The sequence below is a fragment of the Leeuwenhoekiella palythoae genome, assembly GCF_900130045.1.
In the GTDB taxonomy this organism is placed as follows: Bacteria; Bacteroidota; Bacteroidia; order Flavobacteriales; family Flavobacteriaceae; genus Leeuwenhoekiella; species Leeuwenhoekiella palythoae.
In genome coordinates this window covers 52,252-74,252 of sequence record NZ_FQXT01000005.1, presented here as the reverse complement: position 1 = coordinate 74,252, position 22,001 = coordinate 52,252, and the positions used below count along the sequence as shown (strand labels likewise).

Sequence of the window (22,001 nt, the reverse complement as noted above, 5' to 3'; positions counted from 1 at the left end):
AATAGATTTAAAATGCATTTACAATGGTCATAAAGTCTTCTGCTTTTAAAGAAGCACCACCTATAAGACCACCGTCAACATCTGGTTTAGAAAAGATTTCTTTAGCATTAGCTGGTTTTACACTTCCTCCGTAAAGGATGGTAACATTATCAGCGATTTCTTTAGAATATTCGTCTGCAATAGTTTTTCTGATAAAAGCGTGCATTTCTTGTGCTTGCTCCGGACTGGCAGTTTCACCTGTACCAATTGCCCAAACCGGCTCATACGCTAATACAATATGTTTCCAAGCGTCTGCGTCTAGGTGAAAAAGCGCCTGACTGATTTGCTTATTTACAACCTCAAAATGCTCTCCAAAGTTTCGATCTTTTAGTTCTTCACCAAAACAGTAGATCACTTTCATTTCATTTTCTAGCGCTGCGTTTACTTTTTCAGCAAGCAGATCTTCTTTTTCGCCAAAATAAGCACGACGCTCACTATGACCAAGAATAACCGTTTTTACACCAACACCCTTAAGCATAGCTGCACTGATCTCACCGGTAAAAGCACCAGAAGAGGATTGATGCATATTTTGCGCCGCTACCTCAATATCAGAGTCCTTAAGCGTTTCAAAAGCAGAATAAAGATTGGTAAAAGGAGGTGCGATGATTACTTCAGCATCTGAAGTTTTAGAGATTTTTTTGAGTCCGGCGATTAATTCTTGCGTGTCTGCAAGATCGGTATTCATTTTCCAGTTACCGGCTACGATATTTTTTCTCATTGTATTTGATTTAGTAGTTGATTGTCTTTAGTAGTTATTGCTCTATAAACTTTAATGGTTCCGGAAGCGTCGAGCAAAATGTAACGCGGAATCCAGTCTAGATCTATACTGCTGCATAGTGGACCTTTCCAGCCTGATTTTATATAATAATGATCACCTTTGAGATCGTATTTTTTGATCCCAGCCTTCCATCTGTCAATCTCTTTGTCTAACGAAAGGAAGATGTAATCCAAGTCAGGATTATCCTGTTGTAGTTTTTTGAGATCGGGAAATCCTGCAATGCAGTCTTTACACCAAGATGCCCAGATGTCTATCAAGACACTTTGGCCTTTATGCTGCTCAATAATATCTTTAAATGCAATTTCAGAACCGTCTAAATCCAGTAATTTATCTTGTATGGCTTCCTCAGAAAATGACTTTTTTTGTGAAAAGGCAAATGAAATAAGCAAGATTGCTAAAATTGTAAGTGTATTTTTCATAAAATGAAATAAATTATAAAATTAGGATTAGTCGGCGTATTCTACAACATTTGACCTATCTAATACGCACTTTAGGGTCTAGAATTCCATAAATAATGTCTACGAGAATGTTGATGAGAATAAAAGTTGTAGCTATTACTAAAACAGCCCCCATAATTATAGGAAGGTCTAAAGTATTCAGCGCGTCTACTACTTCTTTACCAAGTCCATTCCACCCAAAAATATATTCTACAAAGACGGCACCGGCAAGCATCGAAGCAAACCAACCAGAAACAGCGGTAACGACGGGATTCAAAGCATTTTTAAGTGCGTGACGCCAAACGATCTGACGCTGATTAAGCCCTTTAGCTTTCGCTGTGCGTATGTATTCTTGATTATAAACTTCGAGTAAAGAATTTCGCATCAATTGAATCACAACGGCAAGCGGTCGTATTCCCAAAACGATCGCCGGTAAAATGATGTTTTTAAGCTGAATGTGAATGCCCTCGCCAAAATCATCCATCTCATATAGGCTTCCGGTCATATTCAAGTTAGTATACTTATTCAGCACAAAACCGAATAACCACGCAAAGAGGATCGCACTAAAAAAACTAGGAACGCTCATCCCAAAAGTGCTGATCACCTGAATGGTTTTATCGAGCCACGTATCACGCATATTTGCGGAAACAATGCCCAACAGGATACCTAAACTGATCGCGATAAAAATAGCGCTTACCGCAAGAACGATCGTATTGGGTAAGGTTTCTGAAATAACCTCAACAACGGTTTTTCCGGTTTTCTGAAAGGACTCTCTTAAGTAGGGCTTTTTTAAAACCAAAGAACGCGCACCAAAATCTACAAGCTTAGTGTACGCGTATTTTTCTGATGCAAGGCTGGTATAGCCGTTTCCGGTATTTTGATGAATAGAAATCGGCGAAAGATCATTCAAATAATAGCCGTATTGCGTCAGCACCGGCTGATCAAAACCGTATTTGTGTTTGATGATCGCAAGTTGCTCAGGATCTTCATTTTGATCAAGCATCATTCTTGCGGGATCACCGGGTAAAACGGTGAATAACAAAAACACTACGGTAATCACCCCAAAGAGTGTGAGTAGTGCATATCCTAATTTATTTAAAATATAAAAAATCAGAGTCTTTTGATTTCAGAAAGTTTGAGGGCTCTAAACTTAGCGTCTTCACCCATTAAATCGGCTACATATTCTTCAATGCTACGCTCAAATCCGGCGGCTTTTCTACGCTCATTAACCATCGCAACATCTTTGATCGGCCAAATGAAAAATCCGTTGGCTGCAGTTATTTGCGCCTGGCTTCCGTAAAGTTGTTCTTTGTTATTCTGCATTAAATACTTGTCTTCAAGAACAGCAACTCTAGATTTAGGAATTTCACCGGCTTCGGCAGCTATTTTAAACAACTCAAGATATTGTTCAATCTGAATAGGATTGTGTTCAATTACATCGAGCGCAATGAGATTTGTAGGTTCGCCCACCACAGATTTGCCGGGGTAACCTTGTGTATCAAGAATGTGTTTTACGATTTTAAGGTTACTGGTGTCAATCATACGCTGTTTTTTCCAAAGGTCACCGGAATAATCTTCAAGGTTTAGACCAGATTTTTCAGCTAATGCTTTGCGTTTTTGCTCATCGGTTTCCTGTAGAATTGGTCGGTATAATTGATCATAACGCGCGATACTATCCAGACGATGTTTTAACTTCAGATCAAGTGAGGTTTTTGCTGAAGGAAGTGTTTCAAGCTCAATTTCATCAGCATCGTTCCAGTGTCTTTTCTGAATAATGGTTCCGTTGTGCAATTTTACAATACCCGGATTACTGCGCACAATAGTTTTTAAGGTAGTAGCATCGGTAAAGTAAAAATCAAAATTGATGTTTTGTTTTTCTTTTAAATCATTAACCGAAGCATCTCCCGAAGCTGTAAGCCCAATAACCGAATATCCTTTTTTGAGCGCTTGGTTGGTAAGCTCTTTAATCACCGGCCAGCCATTCCATTCTGTTTTGCTGAGGTCGTAAGCGATGATCACAATAAGATTTGGAGTGTTTAAGAATTTTTCAGTGAAATTATCACCGTCTTTCTCAATGGTAAAATCGTGAATCGGAGGCACGTAGCCTTTCTCAACAACTTCGGTCTCTACTGCTACAAACTCTCCGTCACTGCTAGGATATTCCCCTTGCGTTGTAATAATTTTTTCCTCTCCGTTGATGTTGAATTTCCAGTGATAATCAAATACGGCTTCCGGCGCACCTTCAGGGATGGTCATCCCTTCGCTAATATTTACACCTTCCTTATACGCTCTAAAATCGATTGCCGGTAAATGCATTAAAACATAATATCCAAAACTCAAACAAGCGATAAATGTGGCAAATATGATGATCGATCTACTAAAGTTTGAGAAAAACGGCTTGATGTGTTTGATGTGGATAAACAGGAAAACAATCATTATCAGCAAAATCACATCTTTAGTGAAAGATTGCCAGGGTGTGAGCGGCAATGCATCACCAAAGCAACCACAATCTGTCACTTTATTAAAATAGGCCGAATAAAAGGTGAGGAACGTAAAGAATATGATCATTAATAAAAGTAGCCACATCGTTAGGCGCTTGTAGTAGCCAATGATGAGCGCAACACCTAGAACGAGTTCTACGATAACAAGAATGATGGCGAGTCCTAATGCAAACGGACTCATAAACTCCATATTCAAGACATCTGGAGCAAAATACTCTTGAAGTTTAAATGAAAAACCAACAGGGTCATTGAGTTTAACAAAGCCTGAGATGATAAACAATACGCCAACAAAAACGCGTATAAAGCCAATGAGTTTTTTCAAAATGATCAGTTATTTGAATGAGATTCTTCAATTAAAATAAGTGCAAAAACCGCATAATTGATCATATCTTGATAATTTGCGTCTATGCCTTCAGAAACGAGCGTTTTGCCTTTATTGTCTTCAATTTGCTTAACGCGCAAGAGTTTTTGTAAGATGAGATCTGTAAACGAACTGATGCGCATATCCCGCCAGGCTTCACCATAATCGTGATTTTTATTCATCATCAAATCTTTAGTGATCTTGATCTGCTTGTCATAGGCTTCAAGCGATTCTTCCAGATTAAGATCTGGCTGGTCAACAACACCTTTCTCTAACTGAACCAAAGCCATAATTGAATAATTAATGATACCTATAAATTCAGAAGATTCATCTTCATCAACCTTATGAACCGCATTTTCTTGTAAACCGCGTATGCGCTGCGCTTTTATGAAAATTTGATCAGTAAGCGAAGGAAGTCTTAGTATACGCCAAGCGCTTCCGTAATCGCTCATTTTTTTAGAAAATAAATCCCGACACGTTTTTATGACTGCGTCGTATTGTGCTGAAGTTTGCTCCATTAACTTGTAAATTATTCTAAATAGTATTGAGAGGAATAAAAGATGTACGCTCAAACCTGTGCATTCGCGCATCGAGGTCATCTAATTTCTGTAAATTTCGCCTAAAATAAGCAATCTAGAAAAACATCCCTCAATTCATGACTAGCATTAACTGTAAAGGAAAACTTATAGATTTTGAAATTCCGAAAGTGATGGGGATTTTAAACGTAACGCCAGATTCATTTTACGATGGTGGAAGTTATAAAAATGAGAAAGATATTTTAGCACAGGCAGAAAAAATGCTCAACGATGGCGCTACATTTATAGATGTTGGTGCTTACAGTTCGCGGCCCGGAGCTCAGGATATTAGCGTAGACGAGGAGTGTGCACGTCTAATTCCTGTCGTAAACTTAATACTGAAAAATTTTCCAGATGTTTTATTGTCTATTGATACCTTCAGATCTAAAGTCGCTCAAGAAGCAGTAAACTCTGGAGCTGCCTTAATCAATGATATTGGTGCTGGTTTTCTTGATGAGGCAATGCTTACCACTATTGCCAAACTACAAGTGCCTTATATTATGATGCATATGCGTGGTACGCCACAGACGATGAAAGATCTTACGGAATATGAAGATGTTGTTCACGATGTGGTTTTTTATTTGAGCGAAAGGGTTGCAGCAGCAAGAGCGCTTGGAGTCAATGATCTTATTGTAGATCCCGGCTTAGGCTTTGCAAAAACCGTAGCGCAGAATTTTGAATTACTAAATGCTACCGAAAAACTGCAAGTTCTTGAGCTACCAATTTTAATAGGCCTATCGCGCAAATCTATGATTACAAAAACATTAGGTGTGGATTCAAACTCAGCCTTAAATGGTACGACTGCCTTAAATATGATTGCGCTAAAAAAAGGAGCGTCAATTTTACGTGTGCACGATGTTAAGGAAGCGGTACAAACGGTACGCTTACATCAAGCACTCAAGGGCTCAAATTAAGTTGGCAACTCTATTACTAATGGGTTGTTTATATTCGCAGCCACAAAATAAAGTTTGATGAGTATTGTATATGTTTTAATAGGCTTGATGCTGCTAGTAGTGGGAGGGGAGTTTCTCGTTAGGGCTTCCGTGGGGCTATCCTTTAAGCTGAATCTTTCTAAAATGGTTATCGGTTTAACGGTGGTTTCTTTTGCAACCTCTGCACCTGAACTTTTAGTAAGTCTTCAAGCCGCACTAGACGGTTCGCCTGATATCGCCTTAGGCAATGTAATTGGCAGCAATATTGCCAATATAGCCCTTGTTTTAGGCCTCACCGCAATCATTTCGACTTTAGGTATAGACAGTGATTTTTTCAAATTTAACTGGCCGGTGATGGTGTTGTTTTCACTAGGTCTTTATTTGGCTCTGGTAAACGATGCTATGATTTCTGCGCTAGAAGGGTTTGTTTTGTTCTTTGCATTGATCGCATACCTTGTTTTGCTAATTCGCAGAGCGAAAAATGCCCGACCAACAGAAGAAGGACAGAATGATGAGATCGACGCCGGACTCTCTAAAACGTCTTACTTTAAAATTGTGGTATGGCTCCTCATAGGAGGATCGGCATTATATTTTGGTTCAGAATGGCTGGTAATGGGCGCTAAGGATCTTGCAAAATCAGTTGGTGTGAGTGATTATGCGATTTCGGTAACGGTAATTGCTATAGGTACAAGTGTTCCTGAGCTTGCAGCTTCGATTATAGCTGCGATGAAAAAGGAAAAAGCGATCTCTTTAGGAAACCTTATAGGTTCTAATATTTTCAATATTGCTTCGGTTTTAGGATTGACTTCTATGATCACTCCCATACGCGTGCTCGACGACAGTATTTTAAATAATATGTTTTGGTTATTAGGATTTGCCGTGGTGTTACTTCCGCTAGGCTATCTTCCCTTAAAATTAGAATTAAACCGTTGGAAAGGCTTCATTCTATTTGCAGCGTATTGTGTTTTTATTGGGCTGGCATTTAGTTAATATCTAGTGACTAAAAAAGACGGCATCCACTTCTCAAAATAGTTTCCTTTTTAAACATAAAAAAAGCCCGCAAGTTGCGGGCTTTCCTTTCTATTGAAAAAAAAGATTAGATTTTTTTCTCAGCTGTTTTTACAGTCTTAACGATACGACCCGCTACTTTGTATGGGTCTGCGTTAGATGCAGGACGACGATCTTCTAACCATCCTTTGTATCCTTTCTCTACAGTAATAATTGGGATACGGATTGAAGCTCCACGGTCTGAAATTCCGTAAGAGAAATCGTGAATAGAAGCAGTCTCATGCTGACCAGTTAAACGCTGATCGTTAAACTCACCGTATACTGCAATATGTTCAGAAGTTACAGGACGGAAAGCTTCACAGATAGTGTCGTATACTTCTTTAGAGCCAGCAGTTCTTAAAGTTGTATTTGAGAAGTTAGCGTGCATACCAGAACCGTTCCAGTCACCTTTAATTGGTTTTGGGTGGTACTCAATATAGTAACCATACTCTTCAGTAAGTCTTTGTAGTAAATAACGAGCTACCCAGATTTCATCACCTGCTTTTTTAGCTCCTTTTGCAAACAGTTGGAATTCCCACTGACCGCTAGCAACCTCTTGGTTGATACCTTCAAAGTTAAGACCAGCGTCGATACAAAGATCTGCGTGCTCCTCAACAAATGCTCTACCGTGTGTGTTTTTACCACCTACAGAGCAATAGTACATACCTTGAGGACCAGGATAACCACCAACAGGGAAACCTAAAGGTAGTTGTGTGTTTTTATCCATAATGAAATATTCTTGTTCAAAACCGAACCAGAAATCATCATCTTCATCATCGATTGTTGCTCTTGCATTAGACTCGTGTGGAGTACCATCTGCATTAAGAACCTCAGTCATTACTAAGTATCCATCTCTACGAGCAGGATCTGGATATATTGCAACGGGCTTCAATAAGCAATCAGAAGAGCCTCCTTCGGCTTGTTTTGTTGAAGAACCATCAAAAGACCAAACAGGACAGTCCTCTAACTTCCCGCTAAAATCTTCTTCTACTTTGGTTTTACTTCTAAGATTGGCAGTAGGTGTATAACCGTCCAACCAGAGATACTCTAATTTTGATTTGCCCATAATAAATTGATTTTAAATTTTTTTTGAATTAAACTAGAAACAAATATAACATTTCTTTAATATCTGCATCTTTAAAAAATAGGGGGTGATGCTTCTTATTAACGGAATAAATTTAATAAGCCCCCCAAAAAATAGGGGTGTATTATGAAATCATATATTTTTGTACGTTTGAATTCTGAATTTCATAAAAATTAGCCTTAAAATGGAGACATTGCGATTTTTTGCCCTAAAAGAAAGCCTAAACAGAAAGCCGGTAACGATCCTAGAAACACAAAAGCGCTCTGAGTTGTTTGGTAAACACGTTTTTGGAAAAGATGCGATGCGTCAAGTTTTATCTCAGGATGCTTTTGAAGCAGTGGAAGACGCAATAAACACAGGAGCAAAAATAGATCGTGTAATGGCAGATAGTATTGCTGCCGGAATGAAGCAGTGGGCGTTAGAATTGGGTGCAACCCATTATACGCACTGGTTTCAGCCTTTAACCGGAGCTACGGCAGAAAAGCATGATGCGTTTTTTGAACAAACTTCAGAAGGAAGGGCTATCGAGAAATTTGAGGGAGCAAAATTAGTTCAACAAGAACCAGATGCGTCATCGTTTCCTCACGGTGGAATTAGAAATACCTTTGAAGCGCGTGGGTACACCGCTTGGGATCCTACATCGCCGGCATTTATTTTAGATACCACCCTTTGTATTCCTACTGTTTTTGTATCGTATACAGGAGAGGCTTTAGATAACAAAACCCCTTTGTTAAGAGCGCTCAACTCCATTGATCATCACGCCACAGAGGTTGCTAAATATTTTAATAAAAGTGTTACTAAAGTCACGGCTACTTTGGGATGGGAACAGGAATATTTTTTGATAGATTCAGCATTGGCAGCTTCTCGCCCTGACATCATGCAAACCGGGAGAGCCTTGCTTGGTCACGCTCCGGCTAAAGGGCAACAATTAGATGACCACTATTTTGGGTCTATTCCGGTACGTGCACTTAATTTTATGAAAGAACTCGAGCAGCAATGTATGCTTTTAGGAATCCCTGTTAAAACACGGCATAATGAGGTCGCACCAAACCAATTTGAGTTGGCTCCAATTTTTGAGGAAGCCAACCTTGCGGTAGATCATAATTCGCTTATAATGGATTTGATGGATCGTGTTGCTAGCCGCCATAATTTAAAAGTGCTCTTTCACGAAAAACCGTTCGCCGGAATAAACGGGAGCGGAAAACATAATAACTGGTCCCTGGCAACAGATACCGGAGTCAACTTGTTAAGTCCGGGTACGACTCCGATGAAAAATTTACAGTTTCTTACCTTCTTTATAAATACTATTAAAGCAGTTCAAGAAAACGAAGCATTGCTTAGAGCGTCTGTGGCCTCGGCTTCTAACGATCACAGATTGGGTGCTAATGAGGCACCGCCCGCAATTATGTCGGTATTCATAGGAAAACAATTAACCGCTGTTCTTGACGAATTAGAAAAAGTAACAGATGGAAAACTTTCTCCACAGGAAAAAACAGATTTAAAACTCAATGTGGTAGGTAAAATTCCTGAAATCCTGTTAGATAATACTGATAGAAACAGGACATCACCTTTTGCGTTCACCGGAAACAAATTTGAGTTTAGAGCCGTAGGTTCCACTACAAACTGCGCAAGACCCATGGTTGTTTTAAATACGATCGTAGCCAAACAGCTTAAAGATTTTAAAGCAGAAGTAGATAAGCTAATAGATAAGGAGAGCATGAAAAAAGATGATGCGATCTTTAATGTACTGCGCGAGTATATAAAGTCTTCTAAAAAAATAAGGTTTGAAGGTGATGGCTATAGTGCAGAATGGGAAAAGGAGGCCAAGAAGCGAAAACTGAGTAATAATAGAACTACTCCCGAAGCTTTAAAAGTTCAAATAGGAAAGCAAGTTTCAAGCCTATTTGAAGAAATGGAAGTGATGAATACCGTTGAGCTTAAAGCGCGTTATGATATTGAATTAGAAGAATACATTAAAAGAATTCAGATTGAAAGTAGAGTTCTGGGTGCCATTGCCGGAAATCATATAATTCCTACAGCGATACGCTATCAAAATCTATTGATTAAAAATGTAAATGGCCTAAAGAATATCTACGAAGCCGACTATCAAGAGTTGGCTCAAGAACAGCTAGAGCTTATTCAGAAAATATCGAAATATATTAGTACGATCAATAAAGAAATAAGTTTTATGATCGAAGCAAGAAAAGAGGCTAATGCACTAGATACTAAAGAAAGAGCAGAGGTGTACCAGACTAAAGTATTACCATTTTTTGATTCTATACGGTATGCTTCAGATAAACTCGAACTTATGGTTGAAGACAAGTTATGGCCGTTGGCTAAAAATCGTGAACTGCTTAATTTAAATTAAACTTTACTAAATGTTTCTTGCTTCTCTCTGGATAGTAATATTAATAATGTATGAATTAATTGTGAAATTCCTACCAATTAAGTAAGTGAAATCTTACAAATTTATTTTCGTGATTATAAAGGGGATTTTTCCCTTCTTGGTGTTGAGGTCAATTAAACTCTAGGTTTATTATTTACAACGTTATATTGATTTGTGGATTTCATCGAAAAGTTACAATCTTCTTAAAATCTGAGCTTTAGATTTTTATAAATTAGCATCGCATTGAGACGCAATGTATAATGTCTCAACCTCCCCTCAAAGTTACTTTTGACCTGAGTTCCCCTCTCATAGATGTCAAAAGATTGAAATAGTATTTTATTAACCATTCTATATATTATTAATTAAAAACTTTTCTATCATGAAAAAAGTAATTCTATGCGCTGGTGCGCTAATGTTTGGGGCAGTTGCTTTTGCTCAACAGAACACTTCAACGGGGAGTCAAAGCGGAACTTCAAATACTGGAGATGTTTATCAAGCAGGAACTATGAACAAGGCAAACTTGGTTCAAAACGGAACAACAAACGCTTCTGAAACATCTCAGTTTGGAGCTGATAACCTCGTTAAGGTTGATCAAGTCGGAACATCAAACACATCTTCTGCTATTCAAGAAGGAGGTTCAGACAATAAAGCTTATGTGGATCAAGATGATTTAGGAAACATGTCTACTATTATTCAAGGAACTGGTATGGCAGCTGTAGGCAATTGGGCAAAAGTAACTCAGTCTGGGTCTACTGATGTCTTAACAGGAAACTATGCTAAAGTTAAACAAACGTATGATCAAAGTAAGGCAGACGTTAATCAATCTGGAGATAGTAATATGGCTAAAGTTACCCAAGTAGGTAAACCTAACCAACCAGGAGCTCCGAATGCGCGTTTTCCTCGTAATGAAGCGGATGTAGATCAAATGGGTACTGGTAATAAAGCCAGAGTGAATCAAGAATCTTATGCTGTGTCAGGTGCTAAGAATATGGCTACAGTATATACAGACGGTATAGATAACTTAGCTGTAGTGGAGCAAATTGAAACTCAAGGTAACCGTGCAACTATTACTCAAGAAAATAATTACGCTGAAGCTTATGTTGATCAAGATTCTGACGATAACAAAGCTACAATCACTCAAACAGGTGATGACGTTGACCTAGTTGCTGGAGCTGGTGATAAAGCTTATGTACACCAAATGGGTTCCACTGGAAACAATGCTATTATTAACCAAGAAAGTATAGATCCTTACGGAGATCCGGGTAGCTACGCAAGAGTTTTACAAGATGGTGCAGATAACTTAGCTCGAGTAAATCAGACTACTAGAGGTCAAGAAGCTTTTGTACATCAAATGGGGACTGATAATACAGTTGATGTAAGTCAATCCGGTTACAGCCAGTACGCAGATTTATACCAAAATGGTTCTGACCATAAGATTGATCTTACTCAAGGATGGTCACAAGGTTCTGCGATTATTTCTCAATTTGGTACAGGTCATACTGCTACGCATACTCAAGGCGGAGGTGGTTCAAATAGTTTCACTGCTTTGCAAGAAGATTTTCCAGGGCAAGGAACTCTTGACTTAACTCCTGAAGTACGTACAACTCCTTCAGGTTACTAGAAATTAATAATTCATTTTAATGAATTGTAAGAATCGAGGGGGTGTGAGTAACACACCCTCTTGCTTCTATATAGAATTGAACATCATACTTAATTCTCTTAAAAATGACTTATTTAAAAACACTAATAGTGCTTTTCTTCTTAGGAATAGTTACAAACATATCTGCGCAAACTTTTGCAACAGATAGTAAGCCTGATGTAGATAGAGATAAGCTGTCTCTTTTTAATTCTGGAGTTTATGAAATACCAAGAGTGAATAATTCCCTTCCTAAAAATAATCAAGTGTATTTAACTCAGGTGGGAGAGTTTAACACTATTAACATCAATACTCAAACTAATAGTTCAGATATTAATGTTAGACAGAATGGGAGTAATAATGATTTGAGCTTTGAATACATTGCAGATCACGCGGTAGCAAACGTTATTCAAAATGGTTCTAACAATAAAGTTGTCGATTACGTCAATCTTCCGGGAGAAACTATTAATCTGAACCTTACTCAAGATGGTTCAAATTTAACCTTTGATAAATATGGCTCAAGCACATTATCAGAATCGCTCCAATTTAAACAAACGGGTTTTTCAAAAACTCTTATAGTAAGAAGCTTTAAATAAGTGAGATACTCTGCACTATCTATATTCATTTTTGTGTTTATGTATTCAACTGTAAACGCTCAATTCATCAATCAAGAAATTGAAGCAAAAATACTAGTGGAGGATAGTGGTGAATTTTATGAGTTTCTGGCTATTGCTGAAAACAAGTCATTGGCGGATCAAAGCTTTAAATATGAGTTTGCAACGTTTATAAGAGATAAGGACAATAGGGTAAAAAAAGATTCTTTAGTAGGAAGATTTGGTTTGGCTAGTCAGTCAAGGGAGCGTTTGAATAAAATTACAATTAGTAGGGCAGAAGAACGACGTGTAATAGTAATGTTGGTTGTCTACAGTTTGGAGGGTAAACCATTAGGGCAAGACCGAGTTGTACTTAATGATAATAATGTTAGTGAATCGATTGTTTTAGATAAGCCAAAGCACCCAGCTAACAATGATATGGCACCATCTCAAGATGGTTTTTTTGTTCAAGGTCTTGTAGTTGAAAATTCTATTACTAAAATGGGACAGGATTTTTATAGGCTGTTTTATTCAAAATATTATTTATCAGGTTTGAAATCAGAAAAAGACATTGTGATTGACGAATTACCTTTTCGGGCTAGAACAACTCGAATTTCAGTTAAGGTAGATAATCAGCTTGTCTGGCAGTTTTTTTCCAATCCTTCACAAGAATTTTTAAAGCGACAATCAGATATGGCATTTAATCGAGTAGTTGCGCAACTTCAGCAAATACAAAATACCAAAGATCAAATTACTAGATATTAATTATGAAGTACTTCTATTTTTTTTCATTTCTTTTTATAGTTGGAGGGACAATGCAAGCCCAGCAACTTACCTACAAACCTATTAACCCAGCATTTGGGGGGGATACGTTTAATTATCAGTGGCTATTGAGTTCGGCATCTGCACAAAATGGTCACAGTGCAAGTTCAGATTCTAGAGATGAACAAACAGAATTAGAAAGTTTTGGGGATAATTTGAATAGACAAATATTAAGTCAATTATCTCGAACACTATTAAATGCTCAGGTTGAGAGTATAGGAGATTTTACGGAAGAAGGCACATTTACGTTTGGATCCTTAAATGTTGAAGTTTTTGAATCAACAGAGGGATTAGTTATTAATATTTTAGATACCTCGACAGGAGAGACTACCCAAGTCATAGTACCCAATTAATTACACATTATGAAAATATATAAGTTATTCCTGCTTTTTGTAGGCGGATTATTACTTAATTCTTGTGGAGCTTATTTCAACCAACCTATAATTCAGCAAGAAGCACGGCAAGGAGAATTTTCTGGAAGCACACAAAATTTACTTGATCTACCCGATGCGCAAACACCAGTAGAAGTTGCAGTTTACAATTTTAGGGATCAAACAGGACAGTATAAATCAGTTGAAAATGGTAGTACCTTTAGTACAGCCGTTACTCAAGGAGCCACAGCAATTCTTCTGAAAGCATTAGAGGATTCAAATTGGTTTATACCTATTGAACGAGAGAACTTAAGTAATCTCACCACTGAAAGGAATATTATTCGAAATACAAAGCAGGAATATATTAAGAACTTAAATCCGAATGAACCTCCCTTGCCACCTCTTAAGTATGCGGGTATTATTTTAGAAGGAGGTATAGTTTCGTATGACACCAATATTGTTACTGGTGGTTTAGGTGCTCGTTATTTCGGTATTGGAGGATCTACCAAATATCGTCAAGATAGAATTACAGTGTATTTAAGAATGGTTTCTACAAGCAATGGAGAAATTCTTAAAACAGTATATATTTCTAAAACCATCCTGTCTCAAGCTCTGGATGCAAGCTTTTTTAGATTTGTAAAATTCCAAAGATTGCTTGAGGCAGAAACAGGTATCACACAGAATGAACCTGTACAACTCGCTGTAAAAGATGCAGTAGAGAAAGCCGTAAAAGCTTTGATCATTGAGGGAGTACAGGATGGGTATTGGTCTGCAAAAGGAGGTAACCAAGTTAATCAAGAACTTGTTGAATCTTACATTCAAGAAAAAAAAGAAGAGCAATCCATCAAACTTTACGATCGAATTTTTCAAGAGAAACAAAAACCTAATTACTTCTCAGTAATGTCTGGTGTGAGTTTAATTGATGGGGATTATTCTCAGCAGAAACCGGGCTTTTACTTTAGAGCGGATTATGGACATAGCCTTACAAATAGTTTTGATGTTGAGCTTGCTGCGAGCTTGTTTCAAGCCAATAATGATTATCAATATAAAAATGAGTATCTGAGTGTAGATCTTAATGCACGATTTAATATTCTACCCAATGACAATTTTGGACCATTTATTTACGCAGGTCCAGGATTTATTTTTGATCACAGGTCTGAAGAAACAGACCAAGATGATCTGACTAGAAGTTTCTTTAAAATGCAATACGGCTTAGGTTTAATTTATACTTTGAATGAGTCATTAGATTTTAAATTAATTGCTGAACAGAATTTGGTTTTAAGTGATTTATTAGATGGGGTTGAAAATGGCAAACGAGATGATTTTTATTACAATATAGGGTTTGGTATACAATATCGATTTGGGTTTAAGAAAAGTGATAACTTAAATAGTGTTACAAATGAAAATTAGAAAACATATATATTTATTATTAATCCTAGCTATTGGTCTAATTTCTTGTAGTGAGGATACTATAGATTTTGTAGGGCAAGGTACTTTATCAGGAAGAGTTGTAAGTGATGAAAGTAAAACAGCGATCTCTAATGTTCGTATATCTACAAACCCTGCGTCATCAACTGTATTTACGGATGAAGAAGGCAGATTTACTATTGAGCCAATAGATGAAGACGATTATTCGGTACAGGCTGAGTTGGATGGTTATGTGACCGCTTTTGAAGCTGTAGTCGTTAGTGCAAATCAAACCAGTACAGTTGCTTTTGAACTTGTGATATCCAAAACCGATAATATACCACCTAAAGCACCAGAATTGATCCAGCCAGCAGACAATACATTAAACGTTGATTTAAACACAACTTTTGTGTGGTCTTCATCTAAAAATGATTCTGATGATATTACCTATGAGTTAGAGTTACGAAATGCAGATGCAAATACCAAAGAAGTATTTACGATTGAAAACGATACCATATTTAGCATAAATGAATTGACTTTAGGTACAACGTATTTCTGGCAAGTTTCAGCAAGTGATGGCGAAAATGAGCAGATTTTAAGCTCAGTTAAACAATTTACGACAAGAACTTTAGATGATACACCATTCTTATTTACACGAATCGAGAATGGGAATAGTGTGATTTATGCAGGAGCCGAGAGTGATGATGGCGTTTATGCAGAATACCAGCTAACTTCATCAAATACCAATAGTTTTAGACCGCGGGCTAATAAGGAAACAGGTAAAATAGCGTTTCTTAGAACAGAAGGAAGCACTGTTCACTTGTATTCCATGAATGCTGATGGCAGCGATGTTAAAAAACTCACAGGTTCAATACCGGTAAATGGTTTTAAGATTAGTGAGGTAGACTTTGCTTGGGCTCAAAATGGTAGTGCTGTTTATTATCCCAACTACGATAAGTTATATAGTATTAGCTTAAATGGAACTGGCGCCAATTTGATTTATCAAACACCTGATGGCAGTTTAATAACTGAAATAGCGGTTTCAGATTTCAATCAGAATATAATAGCCCTCAAAACGAATAACATCAATGGGTATCAGACGAATATTTTCACATTCAATACTGCTACTCAGATGATAGTCAATCAAGTATTAGTAAACTATAATGGTGCTGCAGGAGGACTAGACCTAGATGCTAACGGCAACCGTCTTTTATACACCAGAGATTTATCGGGATCACAAAATAATCAATATAGAATTTTTGAGAGCCGCGTATTTATTTATGATTTCAGTACAGGAATTAGTCTAGCATTGGAGACTGATGTTGATCAAGGAGAAAATGACTTAGATCCAAGATGGTCTCCCTCTGAAGGACAAATAATTCTAACAAGACAAGCCAATAATTTGACTGCAATACCATCAATTTACACTGTAGATTTAAATTCGAATAATAGCTCTAGTGATGACGACCTACTCTTCACTAACGCTTCAATGCCAGATTGGGAATAGTAGTAAAAAGCTTTTTTTAAAAACGTCCTGAAATATCAGGACGTTTTTATTTCTTACTTTTGCCAAATAATTAACAATCATGAGTCAAGAGATTTCTAAACGCTACGCTCAGCGTGGTGTTTCTGCCGGAAAGGAAGAAGTGCATAAAGCCATTAAAAATGTTGATAAAGGGTTATTTCCTAAAGCATTTTGTAAAATAGTCCCTGATTATCTGACCGGTAGTGAAGACCATTGTTTAATCATGCATGCTGATGGTGCCGGGACCAAATCTTCGCTCGCTTATATGTATTGGAAGGAAACCGGCGATATTTCCGTTTGGAAAGGAATTGCTCAAGATGCGTTAATTATGAATATCGACGATCTTCTGTGCGTGGGCGCTACCGATAATATTTTGCTTTCGTCAACGATTGGTCGAAACAAAAACCTGATCACCGGCGAAGTCATTTCTGCAATTATAAATGGTACCGAAGAATTGATAGCTGACCTTGAAAAGCACGGTGTTTCTATTAAAAGTACCGGTGGGGAAACCGCAGATGTTGGAGATCTCGTGCGCACTATAATCGTAGACTCTACGGTGACGGCGAGAATGAAGAAAGAAGATGTTATTGATAATGCAAATATTAAGCCGGGTGACGTTATCGTAGGTCTGGCTAGTTTTGGTCAGTCTACTTATGAAACTGAGTACAATGGCGGTATGGGAAGTAACGGTCTTACTTCTGCACGTCACGATGTTTTTGACAACTATTTAGCCGAAAAATTCCCTGAGAGTTTTGATAAAGCTGTACCGGAAGATTTGGTGTACAGTGGCTCTAAAAAGCTTACAGATTCCGTTGAAGCGAGTCCGTTAGACGCCGGAAAATTAGTGTTATCTCCAACACGAACTTATGCGCCTGTGATCAAAAAGATTTTAGCTTCCGTAGATAAAAGTTTACTACACGGGATGGTGCATTGCAGTGGTGGAGCGCAGACTAAAATTTTACATTTTGTTGAAAATCTGCACATCATTAAAGACAATCTATTTGATGTTCCGCCACTATTCAAACTTATTCAAGAAGAAAGCGGTACTGATTGGAAAGAGATGTATCAGGTTTTCAATATGGGACATAGAATGGAATTGTATGTAGATCCAAGTCTGGCTCAGGATATTATTGAGATCTCTAAATCCTTCAATATAGATGCTCAGATCGTTGGACGCGTTGAGGCTTCAAATGAGAAGTCACTAACAATTAAATCGCCCTTTGGTACGTTTGAATATTAATAAGTAATCTGTAAAATCAAATGATTTGAAAAGACTTGTATACTTCACTTTATGCTGCGTCATTCTTTTGACAGGTAAAGCTGTGCATGCGCAGCACGTCGCTTTTCCGCTTCCTATTAAAAAGAATTTAGTAAAACGATTAACTGAACAATTAGCTCCAAAACCGGAGACCAATTGGCAAGAATTGAATCGTGTGGGAATTGATTTAAGTGAAGTTGCTTTTGTGAATTGGAATGCCGGTGGTAGTAATTCCATTTCCGGTCTTGCCGAAGTAGTTCTAGAACGTAATTATTCTGATAAAAAGCGCAAGTGGCGTAATAAACTTATTACGCGCTACGGAGTAAATAGTCAAGAGGGGCAAGAGTTACGCAAAACAGATGATAATCTAGAGCTTACCTCAGATTTTGGATACCGCCGCGATACCTTATCTAACTGGTACTATTCAGCTAAATTTAGATTTGCTTCTCAATTTACAAATGGATATAAATATCCTGATACCAGCACGCCAATTTCTCAGTTCATGGCACCAGGTTACATCTTTTTAGGTGTAGGCGGTGAGTATGGGCAGCGGTTGGATAATTTATCTATATACGCTTCTCCATTAACCTATAAATCAACTTTTGTGCTTGATCAGGACCTGGCTAACAATGGTGCTTTTGGTGTTGAACCCGCGGTGCGCGATGCAGATGGTAATATTATTAGGGAAGGCTCCAACGTCAATAGCGAATTGGGAATTTTGATACAGAGTTCTTTAAATGCTCAGGTTATGGAGAATATAAACCTGACCAATCTGGTCAATCTTTATACTGATTATCTAAAAAGCTTCGGGAATGTTGATATAGATTGGGAACTCAACTTGAATTTTAAAGTGAATAGTTTTGTGCTGGCTAAAGTGGGATCACATTTAAAATACGATAATGACGTAAAAATTACCGAAACAAACGTTGATGGTGAAGAAGTGGTAATGGGAGCCAGAACTCAGTGGAAACAACAATTGGGCATTGGCGTAGTGGTAGATTTTTAATCCTTATGGCATTTCTAAAACCAATTGGTTAACTTTTACGTAATTATTAGACAACCCCTAATAGTGTTTAATGGTATAAAACTATGACCCCAAAGTATTTATTGAATGATAAAGGCAAGTACTTATCTTTTATAGGTTTGCTTATTGTCATTAACCTCACCGTTATTGCCTTGACCGATCTCGAAACAAGCAGGTTGACACGCCTTATAAGTATCGGTATTTTTTTTGCGTATTATCTGATCAAGAAAGAACTCCTAAATCTTTGGACGGTTATTGCGTTCTTATTTTTTATAGGAAGAGATATATTTTTTCAATTTTATGAAGAACCTTGGGGGTACAAATCCTACCTGATTCTCGGTACATTGTGTTATCTGACCATAGTTTTTGAACGGCTTCCTAAAATTTCAGAGATAAATTTTAAACCCGGCGTAGTACTCATTACGCTTATCTTAGTTGCTGCAAATACCTATACGCTTTATGTGATTATGAATATGAGTATGGTAACCTATACCTTTCACGATGGTGTAGAACCCATACTTCTCTATGTTTACGGGGCAGCTATGATGGTTTTAGGTGTTCAGGCGATTGCTTACAATAACAAGTACAACAGCAACCGGTCGTTGTTGTATATCTTTTTTGCTTTTGGCTTTATATTCTCAGACATAGCCGCTTTATTTGCATATTATTTTGAATTTGAGATTTTCTATTTCTTTGATCGATTTTTCTTTTTAGGAGCGATGGCTATGTTGGTGCAGTACGGCCTCAATTATGAGAGTGTAAAAGAAGAATTCTATCAGTATGAGATGATCGATAAGAATCTTTAATACTAAAACATTTCTTAGCGCCACCAAAGGTAGTTTAATTTAATTCGTTTTTATGGCTAAAATTTTAGGGATTGGATCACGCGTTAAACACGCTGAATATGGTGTGGGCGTTGTGACCAATGTTACTTCAGAACTATATTGGATCACTTTTATTGACAACGGTCTTGAAACGGTCACTATTGATAGCGAAATGGAAATCATTGAGGCAGTTGATGATGAGGTAGATACAGTAAGTTTTTATGAGGTCGAAAAGACGTTGCGCAACTTACTGAAGCAGTATTCAGATATTTCTGAGATTGTACCTATAGCTGATAAATACAAAGGCGGCACCCTCACGTTAAGTCCGGCAGATGCAGGTCTGGCAAGTAAAGATATTCCTATTGAAACCTTCTTTCACAAGATCGTAATGGTGCGAGATCGTATTCGAGTGATGGAACAGAAGATCAACAGCAGTAAAAATCTTGACGATCAAGAGAAAATAGATCTTCAGCAATATATAACCCGTATTTACGTTAGTTTGACAACCTTTAATGTACTGTTTAAAAACAGTTCGCAAAACTTTAAAGGCTCTAGTAAATAAGGCTAGTAACATTAAAAGCAGCTTATCAAAACAAAACCCTGAATATTTACATTCAGGGTTTATATTTTTAGTTTCTATTTGTGAAACTTGGTCTTACTCCTTTTGTAGCTCAAAAACTTCATTTAATGGAATTTCTACAGGAGAATGGTCTGCGTTGGTTTCCATAATGTCAGCCATATAGGCCCACCATTTCTTTACAATGGGATCCTGCGGAAGTGCCGCAGTGGTATGCCCTTCTTTGAGTTGTTGAAATGCAAAAAGCTTCAGGTTAGATTCATCCAGAAAAATATGATAGGTTTCGATCCCGGAATCGTTTAGCAGTTTTTGCAGTTCCGGCCAGATCAAATCGTGACGGCGTTTATATTCTTTCTCAAAACCGGGTTTGAGTTGCATGGTAAAAGCGTGAACAGGCATAGGGCTAGTTTTCTATTTGAATATCGATCTCAGTATATAATTGGTTAGCCAATTGCTCTACATAAGATTTAAAATAAGCAGCATCTTTAAATTTTGGCTCTTGGCTCAACTCCCAACCAGAAACTCCATAATAGGTCACCGGCGTATCGTTGCCTACATTGAGTTTAGCCAAATAGGATTGTGTGAAATTTCCGGTGCTTGGTGCTTCAGTATAATTTTGATAGGCAGTAGCAGGCAGAATCAATGCACTTCCCATAACCCATTTACGATCGTAGGTCAAGCTGTCATGTTGAATAAGCGCAACCCATTTTTCGGATTTTAATTCTTCTACACCATTTTTATTGTTAATGTTTGAAAGCCCGATGGCGAGCGTATCGCCTTGCTGTAATCCGGCAACCGAAACCGTATTTTGGTAGGCATACATCCCCGGCCATATACTCGTAGTCTCTTCTGCTTGATACGTATTTCCTGCGGTGTTCCAGTTAGTATAGTCAATATGCATGGTTGATTTAACCGCACCTTCTTCAATAATTTTAAAATGGGTTTGTTCTACATTACTAAGCGTGTCTGTAACCAGAATTCCTAAACGTCTGATGCTGTCCTTCGCGATAACTCCAAAGCCACCCAGTCCGGCTGAATTACCTACCGGGAAAACATCGCGGCCCCAAGCTTCCATCGTATGGTAATTGTCAACAACTGCGCCGGCCGAATCTAGACCAACATTTTCCGGGGAAATAGCTGCCGTTTTCTTCCCGTAAACGTCTTTTGCGTTTCTTCCGTCAAGATAATGTCTAAAGGCAACTTTGTCGTTTTCCCAAGTTGGGCCATCGGTTTGATACTTTTGAAAACCTAAAGCTTTCGGCATATCTTGAGCAGAGAGCGTCTCTTCTAAAGCAGGTTGTACCGGTTGGTCTTTCGCCTCACGTTTACCAAAACGTATACTTGTTTTTAGGTCATATTGAGGAGCCTCTGCAACCCACTCAAGTTGAATTTTTTTAGCTTCCTTTGGTTCAAAATCCATAACAAAAAATAGATGATCGGCTGTGCCATCTGCATCCATATCACTCAATTGCGAGGCTATGGTATCTTGATCAAGTGTAAGTAGCGGATAGTTTTTTGAAGCGGTATACTCTAATTTTTCTAGCGGAATAGCAACAGCTTTATCAGTAAGCGAAATGTCCTCAGGATTGGTAAGGCTAATTTGTGTCAGTGCTTTCTCCTTATGCTGTGAACAGCCGGCCAGTGCTAAAATAAGAAAGGCGGTGCTCAGGCATTTTAATGGCATTGGTAGCCAGCTTACGGCTTCTATGTCTACATTGAAATTAAAAATGTGTTTTTTTTGAATACCTCTTGGTTTTGCCTCTTGATTGGTTGTTTTAGAAATGCTCATACTTTTTTTATTTTAGGCTGAATTTTAGCAGGAAT

21 protein-coding genes are annotated in these 22,001 nt (G+C 37.8%); 13 read left to right on the top strand and 8 right to left on the bottom strand.

Going from position 1 to position 22,001, the window contains the following annotated elements; translation table 11 throughout:
• Nucleotides 1-7 precede the first annotated feature (7 nt).
• From tpiA to BUA96_RS13550, 5 genes are read right to left on the bottom strand one after another with little or no spacing between them, the layout of a single operon-like run.
• Complete coding sequence (tpiA, locus tag BUA96_RS13570; RefSeq protein WP_072983975.1) at nt 8-757, bottom strand: triose-phosphate isomerase; 750 nt, start codon at nt 755-757, stop codon at nt 8-10.
• A complete protein-coding gene (locus tag BUA96_RS13565) occupies nt 754-1,236 on the bottom strand; it encodes a TlpA family protein disulfide reductase (RefSeq protein WP_072983974.1) in 483 nt (160 codons plus the stop codon). Before BUA96_RS13565 ends, tpiA begins: the two co-directional genes overlap by 4 nt.
• Nucleotides 1,237-1,291: 55 nt before the next feature.
• Nucleotides 1,292-2,368 carry an ABC transporter permease gene (locus BUA96_RS13560; protein WP_072983973.1) on the bottom strand — a complete coding sequence of 359 codons (1,077 nt, stop codon included), beginning with the start codon at nt 2,366-2,368 and terminating at the stop codon, nt 1,292-1,294.
• Entirely contained in the window at nt 2,365-4,077 is a 1,713-nt protein-coding gene (locus tag BUA96_RS13555; protein ID WP_164916942.1) for a BT_3928 family protein, read from the bottom strand. The genes BUA96_RS13560 and BUA96_RS13555 overlap by 4 nt, the downstream gene beginning before the upstream one ends.
• Before the next feature lie 5 nt (nt 4,078-4,082).
• Nucleotides 4,083-4,634, bottom strand: a complete 552-nt coding sequence (locus BUA96_RS13550) for a DUF1599 domain-containing protein (protein ID WP_072983971.1) — start codon at nt 4,632-4,634, stop codon at nt 4,083-4,085.
• 137 nt (nt 4,635-4,771) lie between these two features.
• On the opposite strand from BUA96_RS13550, the gene folP reads away from it, so the two are divergent.
• Together folP and BUA96_RS13540 are read left to right on the top strand one after the other, a co-directional pair.
• Complete coding sequence (folP, locus tag BUA96_RS13545) at nt 4,772-5,605, top strand: dihydropteroate synthase (protein ID WP_072983970.1); 834 nt, start codon at nt 4,772-4,774, stop codon at nt 5,603-5,605.
• Between the two features lie 57 nt (nt 5,606-5,662).
• Nucleotides 5,663-6,613: a calcium/sodium antiporter gene (locus BUA96_RS13540; RefSeq protein ID WP_072983969.1), complete on the top strand. Its 951-nt coding sequence runs from the start codon at nt 5,663-5,665 to the stop codon at nt 6,611-6,613.
• 106 nt (nt 6,614-6,719) lie between these two features.
• On the opposite strand, the gene BUA96_RS13535 is transcribed toward BUA96_RS13540, so the two are convergent.
• Nucleotides 6,720-7,736 carry a glutamine synthetase beta-grasp domain-containing protein gene (locus tag BUA96_RS13535; protein ID WP_072983968.1) on the bottom strand — a complete coding sequence of 339 codons (1,017 nt, stop codon included), beginning with the start codon at nt 7,734-7,736 and terminating at the stop codon, nt 6,720-6,722.
• A 202-nt stretch (nt 7,737-7,938) separates the two neighbouring features.
• Between BUA96_RS13535 and BUA96_RS13530 the strand changes: the two genes are divergently transcribed.
• The 11 genes from BUA96_RS13530 (at nt 7,939) to BUA96_RS13480 (ending at nt 20,162) form a co-directional block, all read left to right on the top strand.
• Nucleotides 7,939-10,122 (top strand): glutamine synthetase III family protein, encoded by a 2,184-nt coding sequence (locus BUA96_RS13530; RefSeq protein WP_072983967.1) that lies wholly within the window; start codon nt 7,939-7,941, stop codon nt 10,120-10,122.
• A gap of 397 nt (nt 10,123-10,519) precedes the next feature.
• Nucleotides 10,520-11,761, top strand: coding sequence for a hypothetical protein (locus tag BUA96_RS13525; RefSeq protein ID WP_072983966.1), 1,242 nt, complete (start codon nt 10,520-10,522; stop codon nt 11,759-11,761).
• Between the two features lie 104 nt (nt 11,762-11,865).
• Nucleotides 11,866-12,372, top strand: a complete 507-nt coding sequence (locus BUA96_RS13520; RefSeq protein WP_072983965.1) for a hypothetical protein — start codon at nt 11,866-11,868, stop codon at nt 12,370-12,372.
• 39 nt (nt 12,373-12,411) lie between these two features.
• Nucleotides 12,412-13,134, top strand: a complete 723-nt coding sequence (locus BUA96_RS13515; protein WP_128755733.1) for a CsgE family curli-type amyloid fiber assembly protein — start codon at nt 12,412-12,414, stop codon at nt 13,132-13,134.
• A 2-nt stretch (nt 13,135-13,136) separates the two neighbouring features.
• Complete coding sequence (locus BUA96_RS13510) at nt 13,137-13,544, top strand: curli production assembly/transport component CsgF (protein WP_072983963.1); 408 nt, start codon at nt 13,137-13,139, stop codon at nt 13,542-13,544.
• Nucleotides 13,545-13,553: 9 nt separating this feature from the next.
• A complete protein-coding gene (locus tag BUA96_RS13505; RefSeq protein ID WP_072983962.1) occupies nt 13,554-14,972 on the top strand; it encodes a CsgG/HfaB family protein in 1,419 nt (472 codons plus the stop codon).
• Nucleotides 14,962-16,476 carry a carboxypeptidase regulatory-like domain-containing protein gene (locus tag BUA96_RS13500; RefSeq protein ID WP_072983961.1) on the top strand — a complete coding sequence of 505 codons (1,515 nt, stop codon included), beginning with the start codon at nt 14,962-14,964 and terminating at the stop codon, nt 16,474-16,476. Before BUA96_RS13505 ends, BUA96_RS13500 begins: the two co-directional genes overlap by 11 nt.
• A gap of 79 nt (nt 16,477-16,555) precedes the next feature.
• Nucleotides 16,556-17,734 carry an AIR synthase related protein gene (locus tag BUA96_RS13495; RefSeq protein ID WP_072983960.1) on the top strand — a complete coding sequence of 393 codons (1,179 nt, stop codon included), beginning with the start codon at nt 16,556-16,558 and terminating at the stop codon, nt 17,732-17,734.
• A 25-nt stretch (nt 17,735-17,759) separates the two neighbouring features.
• Nucleotides 17,760-18,758: a DUF3078 domain-containing protein gene (locus tag BUA96_RS13490; protein WP_072983959.1), complete on the top strand. Its 999-nt coding sequence runs from the start codon at nt 17,760-17,762 to the stop codon at nt 18,756-18,758.
• 83 nt (nt 18,759-18,841) lie between these two features.
• Complete coding sequence (locus tag BUA96_RS13485) at nt 18,842-19,582, top strand: hypothetical protein (protein WP_072983958.1); 741 nt, start codon at nt 18,842-18,844, stop codon at nt 19,580-19,582.
• A 52-nt stretch (nt 19,583-19,634) separates the two neighbouring features.
• Nucleotides 19,635-20,162 (top strand): hypothetical protein, encoded by a 528-nt coding sequence (locus tag BUA96_RS13480; RefSeq protein ID WP_072983957.1) that lies wholly within the window; start codon nt 19,635-19,637, stop codon nt 20,160-20,162.
• A gap of 93 nt (nt 20,163-20,255) precedes the next feature.
• On the opposite strand, the gene rhaM is transcribed toward BUA96_RS13480, so the two are convergent.
• The gene (gene rhaM, locus BUA96_RS13475; RefSeq protein ID WP_072983956.1) at nt 20,256-20,576 is read right to left on the bottom strand and encodes an L-rhamnose mutarotase; all 321 of its coding nucleotides are present in this window, start codon (nt 20,574-20,576) and stop codon (nt 20,256-20,258) included.
• 4 nt (nt 20,577-20,580) lie between these two features.
• A complete protein-coding gene (locus tag BUA96_RS13470; RefSeq protein WP_233430654.1) occupies nt 20,581-21,966 on the bottom strand; it encodes a DUF4861 family protein in 1,386 nt (461 codons plus the stop codon).
• Nucleotides 21,967-22,001: the final 35 nt, after the last annotated feature.

What these genes read in the sequence shown, in the direction of transcription:
- BUA96_RS13510 (WP_072983963.1), top strand. Translation starts at nt 13,137, where the DNA reads ATGAAGTACTTCTATTTTTTTTCATTTCTTTTTATAGTTGGAGGGACA.
- BUA96_RS13505 (WP_072983962.1), top strand. Translation starts at nt 13,554, where the DNA reads ATGAAAATATATAAGTTATTCCTGCTTTTTGTAGGCGGATTATTACTT.
- BUA96_RS13480 (WP_072983957.1), top strand. Translation starts at nt 19,635, where the DNA reads ATGGCTAAAATTTTAGGGATTGGATCACGCGTTAAACACGCTGAATAT.
- BUA96_RS13525 (WP_072983966.1), top strand. Translation starts at nt 10,520, where the DNA reads ATGAAAAAAGTAATTCTATGCGCTGGTGCGCTAATGTTTGGGGCAGTT.
- tpiA (WP_072983975.1), bottom strand. Translation starts at nt 757, where the DNA reads ATGAGAAAAAATATCGTAGCCGGTAACTGGAAAATGAATACCGATCTT.
- BUA96_RS13515 (WP_128755733.1), top strand. Translation starts at nt 12,412, where the DNA reads ATGTATTCAACTGTAAACGCTCAATTCATCAATCAAGAAATTGAAGCA.
- BUA96_RS13495 (WP_072983960.1), top strand. Translation starts at nt 16,556, where the DNA reads ATGAGTCAAGAGATTTCTAAACGCTACGCTCAGCGTGGTGTTTCTGCC.
- BUA96_RS13540 (WP_072983969.1), top strand. Translation starts at nt 5,663, where the DNA reads ATGAGTATTGTATATGTTTTAATAGGCTTGATGCTGCTAGTAGTGGGA.
- BUA96_RS13485 (WP_072983958.1), top strand. Translation starts at nt 18,842, where the DNA reads ATGACCCCAAAGTATTTATTGAATGATAAAGGCAAGTACTTATCTTTT.
- BUA96_RS13520 (WP_072983965.1), top strand. Translation starts at nt 11,866, where the DNA reads ATGACTTATTTAAAAACACTAATAGTGCTTTTCTTCTTAGGAATAGTT.
- BUA96_RS13470 (WP_233430654.1), bottom strand. Translation starts at nt 21,966, where the DNA reads ATGAGCATTTCTAAAACAACCAATCAAGAGGCAAAACCAAGAGGTATT.
- BUA96_RS13550 (WP_072983971.1), bottom strand. Translation starts at nt 4,634, where the DNA reads ATGGAGCAAACTTCAGCACAATACGACGCAGTCATAAAAACGTGTCGG.
- rhaM (WP_072983956.1), bottom strand. Translation starts at nt 20,576, where the DNA reads ATGCCTGTTCACGCTTTTACCATGCAACTCAAACCCGGTTTTGAGAAA.
- BUA96_RS13565 (WP_072983974.1), bottom strand. Translation starts at nt 1,236, where the DNA reads ATGAAAAATACACTTACAATTTTAGCAATCTTGCTTATTTCATTTGCC.
- BUA96_RS13530 (WP_072983967.1), top strand. Translation starts at nt 7,939, where the DNA reads ATGGAGACATTGCGATTTTTTGCCCTAAAAGAAAGCCTAAACAGAAAG.
- BUA96_RS13535 (WP_072983968.1), bottom strand. Translation starts at nt 7,736, where the DNA reads ATGGGCAAATCAAAATTAGAGTATCTCTGGTTGGACGGTTATACACCT.
- folP (WP_072983970.1), top strand. Translation starts at nt 4,772, where the DNA reads ATGACTAGCATTAACTGTAAAGGAAAACTTATAGATTTTGAAATTCCG.
- BUA96_RS13500 (WP_072983961.1), top strand. Translation starts at nt 14,962, where the DNA reads ATGAAAATTAGAAAACATATATATTTATTATTAATCCTAGCTATTGGT.